General features: G+C 66.3%; 8 protein-coding genes and 1 rRNA gene. 1 reads left to right on the top strand and 8 read right to left on the bottom strand.

The features are described 5' to 3' along the window. From LK540_RS25075 to LK540_RS25090, 4 genes are all read right to left on the bottom strand, one after another. Nucleotides 1-727, bottom strand: a 727-nt coding sequence (locus tag LK540_RS25075; RefSeq protein WP_229440127.1) for a 3-hydroxyacyl-CoA dehydrogenase NAD-binding domain-containing protein, incomplete at its 3' end; no start/stop codon positions are given. 7 nt (nt 728-734) lie between these two features. Beyond that, nucleotides 735-1,481, bottom strand: coding sequence for an ABC transporter ATP-binding protein (locus LK540_RS25080; protein WP_229440128.1), 747 nt, complete (start codon nt 1,479-1,481; stop codon nt 735-737). Beyond that, complete coding sequence (locus tag LK540_RS25085; protein WP_229440129.1) at nt 1,481-3,253, bottom strand: ATP-binding cassette domain-containing protein; 1,773 nt, start codon at nt 3,251-3,253, stop codon at nt 1,481-1,483. The genes LK540_RS25080 and LK540_RS25085 overlap by 1 nt, the downstream gene beginning before the upstream one ends. Next, entirely contained in the window at nt 3,250-4,305 is a 1,056-nt protein-coding gene (locus LK540_RS25090; RefSeq protein WP_229440130.1) for a branched-chain amino acid ABC transporter permease, read from the bottom strand. The genes LK540_RS25085 and LK540_RS25090 overlap by 4 nt, the downstream gene beginning before the upstream one ends. 258 nt (nt 4,306-4,563) lie before the next feature. Here LK540_RS25090 and LK540_RS25095 point away from each other — a divergent pair, with 258 nt between their 5' ends. Then, nucleotides 4,564-5,730, top strand: coding sequence for an ABC transporter substrate-binding protein (locus LK540_RS25095; protein ID WP_229440131.1), 1,167 nt, complete (start codon nt 4,564-4,566; stop codon nt 5,728-5,730). 5 nt (nt 5,731-5,735) lie between these two features. Here the strand turns inward: LK540_RS25095 and LK540_RS25100 are convergent, their stop codons facing one another. The 4 genes from LK540_RS25100 to rrf form a co-directional block, all read right to left on the bottom strand. Next, a complete protein-coding gene (locus LK540_RS25100; RefSeq protein ID WP_229440132.1) occupies nt 5,736-7,445 on the bottom strand; it encodes a hypothetical protein in 1,710 nt (569 codons plus the stop codon). A 26-nt stretch (nt 7,446-7,471) separates the two neighbouring features. Next, entirely contained in the window at nt 7,472-9,433 is a 1,962-nt protein-coding gene (locus tag LK540_RS25105) for a S9 family peptidase (protein ID WP_229440133.1), read from the bottom strand. Nucleotides 9,434-9,448: 15 nt separating this feature from the next. After that, nucleotides 9,449-10,474, bottom strand: a complete 1,026-nt coding sequence (locus tag LK540_RS25110) for an aspartyl protease family protein (protein ID WP_229440134.1) — start codon at nt 10,472-10,474, stop codon at nt 9,449-9,451. Nucleotides 10,475-10,670: 196 nt separating this feature from the next. Further along, nucleotides 10,671-10,783 (bottom strand): 5S ribosomal RNA (rrf, locus tag LK540_RS25115). Nucleotides 10,784-10,787: the final 4 nt, after the last annotated feature.

Here is a 10,787-nt window from a genome sequence, read left to right on the forward strand (position 1 = left end):
ACAGGTGCAGGTTCAGGAATGGCCCCATCAGCGCCCAGCGCAAGCCGGGACCGTAGGCGATGGCGGTATCGACGTCGGCCACGCTGGCCACGCCCTGCTCCACCAGGTGGAAAGCTTCGCGCCAGAGCGCCGCCTGCAAGCGGTTGGCGATGTGGCCAGGCACTTCCTTGCGCACGTGGATCGGGCGCTTGCCGATGGCGGTGTAGAAGTCCATAGCGCGATCGATGGTCTGCTTCGCGGTCAGCGCCCCGCCGATCACCTCCACCAGCGGAATCATGTGCGGCGGATTGAAGGGATGGCCGAGCACCACGCGCCCGGGATGGCGGCAGGCGCCCTGCACCCGGCTCATCAGCAGGCCCGAGGAGCTCGATGCCAGGATGACGTCCGCCCCCAGCAGCGCATCCATGTCGCGAAACAGCGCCACCTTCAGGTCTTCGCGCTCCGGTCCGTTTTCCTGGACGAAGTCGACGCCCCGCAGGGCCGTGGCCAGGTCGGCCGAGAAGCGCAGCCGGTCGGGCGACGCGCCTTCGGCCAGCCCCATCTCCGCCAGCACCGGCCAGTGCCGGGCGACCGCCGCGCGCAAGGCCTGTTCGGCGCCCGGCATCGGGTCGAAGGCCGACACATCGAAGCCGCGCGCCAGGAACCAGGCGGCCCAGCTGGCGCCGATGACGCCCGTCCCGATCACGCCGACACAGCGGACCGCTTCCATCGTCCCCTTCGCTTCCATGTTCACCTCACGCGGATTTCTTGTTCAGTCCCAGGTAGGTCTCGATGACTTTCGGGTCGTTCGCCAGTTGCGCGGCCGGCCCTTCCATCACCACGTCGCCGGTCTCCAGCACGTAGGCGTAGTCGGCCGCCTGCAGCGCGGCGCGCGCGTTCTGCTCGACCAGCAGGATCGCCACGCCAGTCTCCTTCAGGCGCACGATGATGCGGAAGATTTCCTTCACGATCAGCGGCGCCAGGCCCAGGCTCGGCTCGTCGAGCATCAGCAGCGCCGGCCTGGCCATCAGCGCGCGGCCGACCGCCACCATCTGCCGCTCGCCGCCCGACATGGTGCCGGCCGCCTGCGTGCGCCGCTCGCGCAGGCGCGGGAACAGCTCGTACACCACGTCCAGCTGCGCGCGCCAATCCTTCTCGCCGCGCTTGTAGCGCGTGTAGCTGCCCAGCAGCAGGTTGTCTTCGACGCTCATGGTGGTGAACAAGTCGCGGCTCTCGGGCACCAGGCTCATGCCCTGGGCCACGCGCTCTTCCACCGGCCAGGCCTTTACGTCCGCGCCGCGCAGCAGCACCGCGCCTGCCGTCGACGCGTTGGCGCCGAGCGCGCCGGCAATCGCATTGAGCATGGTCGACTTGCCGGCGCCGTTCGGGCCGATCACGGTCACGATCTGGCCGGCGCCGACGCGGATGCTGGCGCCATGCAGGGCCTCGACCTTGCCATAGGCGACGTGCAGGTCGTTTACTTCCAGTACAGGCGTCGTCATCAGTCGAGTCCTCCGAGATAGGCTTCCAGCACGGCCGGGTCCTGCTGCACCTGGGCCGGGTTCCCTTCCGCGATCTTGGTACCGAATTCCATCACGATCAGGCGGTCGGTCAGGTTCATCACGAAGTCCATGTCGTGCTCGACCAGCAGGATGCTCATGCCTTCGCCCTTCAGTTTGTTCAGCAGGTCGGCCAGCGCCTGCTTTTCCTTGTAGCGCAGGCCGGCGGCCGGTTCGTCGAGCAGCAGCAAGGTGGGGTCGGCGCACAGCGCGCGCGCGATTTCCAGAATACGCTGCTGGCCCAGCGCCAGGTTGCCGGCCTGTTCGTACAGCAGTTCGCCCAGGCCCACGCGTTCGAGCTGGCGGCGCGCCTCGAACAGCAGCGCTTCCTCTTCGGCGCGGTCAAGCCCGACCGCGCTGGCCAGCACGCCCTTGCGCGCGCGCAGGTGGGCGCCGATGGCCACGTTTTCCAGCACCGTCATCTCGGGCAGCAGGTGCACGTGCTGGAAGGTGCGGCCGACGCCCAGTTGCACGATGCGGCGCGAGGGCAGCGAATCGATGCGCACCAGCTCCTCGCCCTGGCGCAGGCGCACTTCGCCGCCCGTGGCAGGCAGCACGCCGGTGACCAGGTTGAACATCGTCGATTTACCCGCGCCGTTCGGTCCGATCAGGCCGACGATCTCGCCGCCGTGCACCGTGAAACTCATGTCGTTCACGGCCACCAGGCCGCCGAACTGCTTGCGCACCTTGTCGATCACCAGCAGCGGGTAGCCGGCGACCGCCTTGGCGCGCTGGGCCAGCTGCGCCGCAGTGTCGGGCGCGACCGCATCGCGATGCTGCGGCAGGCGTGCCGCAATAAAAGGCCAGATGCCGTTGCGGGCATGCTGCAGCAGGATCACCATCAGCACGCCGAAGACGATGATCTCGAAGTTGCCGTTCGAGCCGAGCAGCGCCGGCAGGTAGCTTTGCAGCTGGTCCTTGAGGATGGTGAGCACGGCCGCGCCGAGGATCGCGCCCCACAGGTAGCCGGCGCCGCCGATCACCGCCATGAACAGGTATTCGATGCCCGCGTTCAGGCCGAAGGGCGAGGGATTCACGGCGCGCTGCAGGTGCGCATACAGCCAGCCCGACACGCAGGCCAGCAGCGCGGCGATGACGAAGATGCGGATCTTCATCGCCGCCGTGTTCACGCCCATGGCTTCGGCCATCACGCCGCCGCCCTTCAGCGCGCGGATGGCGCGGCCCGAGCGCGAGTTGAGCAGGTTACGCAGCAGGACCACCGCCACCAGCAGCACCAGCCAGATCAGGAAGTACATGCTCTTGCCGGAACCGAGGTCGAGCCCGAACAGGGTGAGTGGTGGGATGCCGGCGATGCCGTCATGCTTGCCGAGCGACTCCATGTTCCCGAACAGGTAGTACAGCGACAGGCCCCAGGCGATGGTCCCGAGCGGCAGGTAGTGGCCGGACAGGCGCAGCATGATGGCGCCGATGAACAGCGCGGAAATGGCGGTGATGACCAGTCCCGCGACCAGCCCGAGCCAGGGCGACAGGCCCGCGCTCGTGGACAGATACGCGGTGGCGTAGGCGCCCAGCCCCACAAAGGCTGCCTGGCCGAAGGAAGTCAGTCCGCCGACGCCGGTAAGCAGCACCAGGCCAAGCGCGACGATGGCGTACAGGCCGATGTAGTTGCCGAGGGTGACCCAGTAGGCCGGCAGCGGCAGCAGCCCGAACACGCAGGCGGCGATCGCAAAAATGAACAGGGAGCGGCGCGTCATGCTTCGCCCTCCTCGACTTGCGGATGCACGATCGAGCGCCACAGCAGCACCGGAATGATCAGGGTGAACACGATGACTTCCTTGTAGGAGCTGGCGTAGAACGAGGAATAGGCTTCGAGCAGGCCGACCATCAGGGCGCCGGCTGCCGCCAGCGGGTAGCTCGCCAGGCCGCCGATGATGGCGCCGACGAAGCCCTTCAGGCCCATCAGGAAGCCGCTGTCGTAGTAGACCGTGGTGAGCGGCGCGATCAGCACGCCGCACAGGGTGCCGATGCTCGACGCCAGCAGGAAAGCCAGGCGCCCCGCCGCCGTGGTGCCGATGCCGACCAGGCGCGCACCGCGCCGGTTCACGGCGGTGGCGCGCAGGGCTTTGCCCGACAGCGTGCGGTCGAAGTACAGGAACAGGGCGCCGATCAGGAGGACCGCCGTGACGATCACGACCACGCTCTGGCCGGAAATGCTCAGCGTGCCGAAGTTGAACACGTGGGAAGAAAACGGCGTGGTGCGCGAGCCTTCGGCGCCGAAGATCACCAGGCCGATGCCGAGCAGGACCAGGTGCACGGCCACCGATACGATGAGCAGGACCAGCACCGGGCTTTCGGCCAGCGGCTGGAAGGCCAGGCGGTACATCATCGGCCCCATCGGCGCGACGATGGCAAAGGTGAACAGCACCTGCACCAGCATCGGCAGGGCCGTGCCGTCGACCGCGCGCGCGGCGGCGTAGAGGGCGGCCGGCAGCAGCACGAACTTGAGGAAGGAAAGGCCGAGCACGCGTGCGCGGTTTTGCCCGACCGAGGCGCCGCGCAGCGTGCCGGCCAGCTCCTGCACGAAGCAGGCCAGGCCCAGCACCAGCAGCAGGAGCGCGCTATGCGGCGGCGTGCCGGCCTGCAGGGCCGCCATGGTGAGGGCGCCGAAGGCGACGAACTCGCCGATCGGAATGAAGATCACGCGCGTGATCGAAAACACCAGCACCAGCGCCAGGGCCAGCAGCACGTACACGGCCCCGCTGGCAATGCCATCCTGGGTCAGGATGGCGAAGATCGATAAATCCATACCGCTGCCTGCGGGCGTGCAGCATCCTGCGCCCGTGGCCCTCCTCTCCTCAAAAGTGTCTGTCGAAGGCGGACCCGTTGCATGCCGCTCTGCACGCCCGCGTTTCGCCAGGCGGCACAAAAGAGAATGCACAGGCCTTCTGATGCCCGATTTGTTTTAGATGATATGCGAAAACTGTTGAGAAACCGACATTTTTTGCTTTCCCTGGGCCATACTGTGGTTTGTTCCTGCCGCATATCCAACAACAAAGGAGACTACATGAACCGCCTCATTTCCTTGCGCAAGACCGCCCTCACCGTTGCCACGCTGGCTGCCTTCGGCGCCGCCGCGACCGCCCACGCCCAGATCAAGGTCGGCGTATCGATCTCGACCACCGGCCCGGCCGCGTCGCTCGGCATCCCGGAAAAGAACACGGTCTCGCTATTCCCGGCCGAGATCGCCGGCCAGAAGGTGCAGTACATCGTGCTCGACGACGCCTCGGATGCCACCCAGGCGGTCAAGAATGCGCGCAAGCTGGTTTCGGAAGACAAGGTCGACCTGCTGATCGGCTCCTCGATCACCCCAACCTCGCTGGCAATGCTGGAAGTGGCGGCCGAAACCGAGACACCGATGATCACCATCGCCGGCGCCGCCCGCATTGTGGAGCCGATGGACGCCAAGCGCCGCTGGGTCTTCAAGACCACCCAGCACGACGGCCAGATGGCGGCCGCGATCACCCAGCACATGAGCAACAACGGCGTGAAGACCATGGGCTTCATCGGCTTCAGCGACGCCTATGGTGAAGGCTGGTGGGGCGAGGTCGAAAAGGTGGCGCCGGCGCGCAAGATCAAGGTCGTGGCCAACGAACGCTTCGCGCGCACCGACACATCGGTGACCGGCCAGGTGCTGAAGATGGTGTCGGCCAACCCTGATGCGATCCTGATCGCCGGTTCCGGCACCCCGGCCGCCCTGCCGCAAAAGGCGCTGCGCGAGCGCGGCTACAAAGGCAAGATCTACCAGACCCACGGCGTGGCCAACAGCGACTTCCTGCGCGTGTGCGCGGCCGACTGCGAAGGCACCTTCCTGCCGGCCGGCCCGATGCTGGTGGTGAACCAGCTGCCCGACACCAACCCGGTGAAAAAATCGGCGCTCACCTACGTCAACAAGTACAACGGCGCGTTCAAGAAGGAGAGCCTGTCGACGTTCGGCGGCCACGCCTGGGATGCGGCGATGCTGCTGCAGGAAGCGGCCAAGACCGCCGTGCCGAAGGCCAAGCCGGGCACCAAGGAATTCCGCGCGGCGCTGCGCGATTCGCTGGAAGGCATCAAGAATTTGCCAGCCTCGCACGGCATCTTCAACATGAGCCCGACCAACCACCAGGGCCTGGACCAGCGCTCGCAGGTGATGGTGCGTATCGAGAAGGGCAACTGGAAGTACGTCCCTTAAGCACCCTAGTAGCCGAACAGCTTGAGCAGCGCATCGCTCAAGCCTTCCAGGCCGCGGCCGATGCGTCCCTGCCGATTGCCGGCGCCCGGCGTCTCGTCGTAGAGGTAGACGCCGGCGCCGCCGAAGCGGTCGTTCAGCAAGGGCGCCTGGCCGCGCAGGTAAGGCAAGAAGGGTTCGCTGCGCACCGTCGAATACGCCACGCTGGTCGAAAATCCCAGGGTCGCGGTTTGCCGGATCGACTGCGTTCCCCGCGCCGGCTGCACGCGCACGCCGCGCTTGCCCTGCACCGCCAGGGTGACGGGGCCGCGGATGACGAAGAAACGCAGCTGCAAGGTCAGCCAGGCATGGAGCGAGGCCAGGCGCCAACGCCAGCGGATGTCGAGCGGATGCCCCTGCCGCGCCACCAGGCCGACCAGCGCGCGCGGCTGGATCACCAGCGCCTGCCCCGGCGGCACGCGCAGCAGCGCGATCTCGCTCAGGCCATCGTCGCTTGCCGACAGCACGACCGCCTCCTCCGGGCTAGAGCTGCGCACGCAAGTGAGCAAGGCCATGCCCGAGGTCAGGCTGGCCCACGGGCGCTCCTTGACCAGCCAGCGCGTACTGCGCGCCGCGCCCACCGGCGCGCTTTGCAGGTAGGCCGGCAGCACCAGCAATTCCTCGTCCGGACGGAGCCGCAGCGTTTGCGAGACGGCCGATGGCGCCAGGACCTCGACCCCTTCCCCGTCCGCCGGGCAATCGCCCTGCCGCTCCAGCCGCAGGGGTGGGCCGCGCGTGACCAGCGGCGCGAGCACGAAGTAGAACGCGGCGCGGATGGCGGCGCGCCCGAGCAGCGCCATGGCCAGGATCGCGCAAGCCAGCGGCAAGACCCGCTTGAACGGTTCGGCGATGCGCGTCAGCCAGTGCTCGGCAACGGCGGCGCGGGCTGTGGCGACCTGCTCTTGCAGCGGCGCCAGGACCCGGTCCAGCTGGCGCTCGTCGAGCGCGAACGCAGTCAGGGCCGACACGGAACGCATGCGCTGCAGGGCCTGCGCCTGGGCGCGCCAGGCGGCGGCGAGGCGGTTGTTCTCGGCCGTCAGCTGCTTCAGTTCGGCGGCCAGCTTGTCCAGCCTGGGGCTGCGCGCCCAGGGGTGTTCCATGCGCCTGGCCTCGATCCAGCCCAGCTGCGCGATCTCCTGCCGCTTGCGGAGCACCCGGTCGTAGGCGCTGCGATGCTGCGCATGCAGCCGGGCCAGTTCCCCGGCTGCGGCCGCGCGGCTTTGCAGGGCCAGGAGCTGGCCGCGCAAGCCTTGCAGGTAAGCGAGTTCCTGCTGCAGGAGCGCCTGCGCCAGCCTGGCCTGGTAGCGCGCGGCCAGGCCCGTGGCGTAGCGCTCAGGCCCCGCGTCCAGCAGGATCGCCAGTTCGCCGCGTTCGTCGGCGCTCTGTGCGGTGTGCGCAGCCAGTTCGGCGCTCACGCCGCGTATGCGTTCGTCGAGTGCGGCCAGTGGCAGTTCGCGCGCCGTGGCCAGCCGTGCCTGCAGGGCGGCGCCTCCGTCCTGGCGGTAGCGCGCGAGCTCCCCCTGGACACCCGTCAGCAGCGCAAGCCGCTCGCGTGCGCCAACGGCGCCCTTGACGGCATCGACCAGGTAGCCGCCGGCCACGAGCACGCCCGCGATGGCCAGGACCGACAGCAGGTAGAAGAGCGCTGCCCGGAGGATGGGCTTGAGGGCAGAATGCAAAGCAGGTCCGTTCGATGCGATGGTCCTTATTCTACGCGAGGCAAGCCGGCGGCCGCTGAGGTCTCGCCAGGGCGAGGAACGCCGGGCGCCGGCCCGTGAGCGTGCGGCGCCTGCGACACCGGCAGGTGCTTGTCGAGGAAGCCGAAGATGGCTTCGTAATACGCGATCTGGCTGACCTGGCGATACAGGCTGTGTCCTTCTTCGTCCAGGGCCAGCCACGCGACCTGTTTGTGATTGGCCTCGAGCGCGTCGCGCATCCGCTTGCCGTGGGCGACCGGCACCCGCTCGTCGTCCTTGCCGTGTATGAGCAGGACCGGCGACTGGATACGGGCCGCGTGCTTGAGCGGCGAGACCGCATCGAAGCGTTCGGCGTCGAGCGCCCTGTCGCCGATCTGGCGCTTGCGCATCTGGCGCACTGCCTTGTTGAAGGTGACATCGGTCCAGTCGGAGAACAGGTCGCCGATGTCGGTCACGCCCGCGAAGCTGATCCCGCAGCGGTACAGGTCCGGCGTCTTCACCAGTCCCCACAGGGCGGCGTAGCCGCCGTAGCTCGCGCCGACGATGCAGATGCGCTGCGGATCGGCGATGCCCTGGCTGACCAGGTAACGCACGCCATCCGTAATATCGTCCTGCATGGACTTGCCCCACTCGCGGAATCCCGCTTCCTGGAACTTGCGGCCAAAACCGCTCGATCCCCTGAACTGGGGCTGGAAGACCAGGTAGCCGCGGTCGGCGAACAACTGGACGTCGCGGTCCCATTCCCAGTAGTCGCGTGCGATCGGCCCGCCATGGATCAGCACGATCATGGGTGCCGGCGTCGCGGCGCCGGCTGGGCGCGTCAGGTAGGCGGGAATCGTCAGGCCATCGGCAGCCTTGTACGACATGATTTCCATCGGACGCATCCGTGCGCGGTCGACAGCGGCCCTGGCCTTGCCGACCATGACCAGCGATTTTTTGGCGATATCGAAGTAGTACCACGTGCCCGGGTCGACGTCGGCATAGGAATGGACCAGCACCGCGCGGCGCGGGTCGCCCGAGATCACATTGACCCGCTTCGGCAGCAGGACGTCGATCTGCTTCTGCATGCCGGCCCAGGCCGGATCGAACCAGACCTGCTCGCGCATCATGCCGCCGGTGACGACGGAATCGAAGGCTGTCTTGTCGATGCCCTTGAACCAGAGGATGTCCTGCGTCGGATGGCCGGCCAGCAGTTCGGTCTGGCGCCGTTCGACGGTATCGTAGTGGAACAGCGCGCGGGTGTCGCGCCCGGCGCGCGAACCGATTACCAGCGTATTCGGCTCGTCGGGAACGTAGACCGGCACCCAGTAATCGTCGTCGACACCGAATTCGGCCAGCTTGGTCCAGGTGTTCTTGTCCGCCGGCTTGTACCAGTTGGCGACCGTCGTGGCCTCCTTGAACAGGCTGGAATTCATCACGGTGACCGCGCGCAGCGTGCCTTCCTTGTCGAATGCGAGGTGGACCGGCTTGCCGTCGGGATGCCAGAGTTTCGTGCACTGCGCCGTGCGCGCCTTGCAGCGTGCCATCAGGTGGTTACGCTCGTCCTTCATGACGAGCACGTCGCCGGCCGCGGCCCCGGCACCGAAACGGCCGATGACCGTCTCGCCCAGCGTATGCAGCTTCTTGCCCTCCAGGTCCATCGACTCCGCATCGTAGCCGTAATCGACGGCCAGCACATCGTTGTCGGCCCAGGTCACGTTGTAGGGCGCCTTCAGGTAGCCCCAGTAGCCTTTCGAATACCTGCCGCCCTCACGAAGCTTCTTCACGGCGAGCGTTTCGGTATCGATCAGGATCAGGACGTAATTCGTGCCGCCGAAAAGGATGGCCGCGATGTGGCGTCCGTCGGGCGACAGGCTGGCCATGGTCATGCCCGAGGCGTCGGTCATGTCTTCCAGCGTCAGCGGCTGGGCGCGTGCCGCCGTCGACAGGAGCGAAATGCAGAGTATTAGGATGGATGCGAGAACTCTCATGCGACCCTCGTCAAATCATTGTTCATTGCGCTGCGTCGGCGTTCCGATCACCTCGACCGAACCGCGCCGCACCGCGCGTGGGGTCCGGATGGGCGACAGGTAGACCTGGTTCTGGCTCATGGCGACGTACACGCGGTAGCGGTGCAGGAAATCGGCGCCCAATACCATGATCTCGCCGGAATGCGGCAAGTCCATCAGCCGCAGGTCGAAGTCCTTGACGTCGAGGGCCCCGATCGAGATGCCCGATACCGGGACTTTCCATACCGGCTGCTCGGGCCCATGGCCGGGCAAAGGATCTTCGCGTGTCGCGCCGGGCGAGCTGGCCGACAAGCCCAGCCTTTCCGCTGCAGCCTGCGGCATATAGGAATGCGGGGTGGCGGTCGACAGCAGGGCCGACACGGTCTTGCCGCCGACCTGCACGTTGAACAGGATGCGCGGATCGCGTTTCAGCACGTCCCATGTGCTGAGGACGCTGATCGCTTGCGGATCCCAGTAAGCGAGGTGATCGCGGAAACAGCCTTTCGGCTTGAAGAACTTGATATAGCCGGCATCCAGGGCGATCTCGATATCGGTCTGCAGGAGCGTGCCGGCGCCGATCCTCACCCCGAAGGTATCGTCCATGAAATCCTGCACCCTGTAGGTGACATCCTTTTTCTTGGCAGTGCCGAAAGAAAAATCGTCGAGCATGGCATACGACACCTCGCGCACCAGGTAGTTGCCGGTCGGGTTGCGGGCGTCTTCGGGAGCCATGGTGCTCGTCGAACTGCGTACCGCAATACCGAGCTTGTCCAAGGTCTTCTTGTTGAGGACGACCGCTTCCGCCTCGGCGGTACTGACCATCACGGGAACCGGCCTGCCGTTGATAACCGCCTCGCTGATCGGACGCATGTCGTCGGTCCATTTGAGGGGCAAGGTAGCCAGCTCGCCCATATCGCAGCCGGAAGGCAGCGTTTGCGCGATTGCCGGATTGACCAGCGCAATACTCGCGCAGGCACTGTACCGTAACAGGGAAACGAAGAAAGCGCGGGAGAGCGGAATCATGGAATCAACGTCGGCTATAAAAATTGCATTATAGATACGAAGTTGCGTGCGCGGCGAACCTTATCTGAAAAGAGATCTTTCGAGGACGGTGTTTCTTTTCGATTATGTGGAAAGGGCTATAGCAAGAGTCCAGGAAAAGCAAAAAGCCCCGGCCAGTTTCCTGGGCGGGGCTTCTTTGCTTACTATTTATTAACTAGCCTGACGATAACCTACTTTCACACTGGTTGCAGCACTATCATCGGCGCAAAGTCGTTTCACGGTCCTGTTCGGGATGGGAAGGGGTGGGACCGACTTGCTATGGTCATCAGGCATG

This window comes from Massilia sp. IC2-278, from assembly GCF_020708045.1.
Taxonomy (GTDB): Bacteria; Pseudomonadota; Gammaproteobacteria; order Burkholderiales; family Burkholderiaceae_D; genus Telluria.

Excerpts from the sequence above, each read along its gene's own strand:
- LK540_RS25080 (WP_229440128.1), bottom strand. The coding sequence starts at position 1,481 with ATGACGACGCCTGTACTGGAAGTAAACGACCTGCACGTCGCCTATGGC.
- LK540_RS25085 (WP_229440129.1), bottom strand. The coding sequence starts at position 3,253 with ATGACGCGCCGCTCCCTGTTCATTTTTGCGATCGCCGCCTGCGTGTTC.
- LK540_RS25095 (WP_229440131.1), top strand. The coding sequence starts at position 4,564 with ATGAACCGCCTCATTTCCTTGCGCAAGACCGCCCTCACCGTTGCCACG.
- LK540_RS25090 (WP_229440130.1), bottom strand. The coding sequence starts at position 4,305 with ATGGATTTATCGATCTTCGCCATCCTGACCCAGGATGGCATTGCCAGC.
- LK540_RS25105 (WP_229440133.1), bottom strand. The coding sequence starts at position 9,433 with ATGAGAGTTCTCGCATCCATCCTAATACTCTGCATTTCGCTCCTGTCG.
- LK540_RS25110 (WP_229440134.1), bottom strand. The coding sequence starts at position 10,474 with ATGATTCCGCTCTCCCGCGCTTTCTTCGTTTCCCTGTTACGGTACAGT.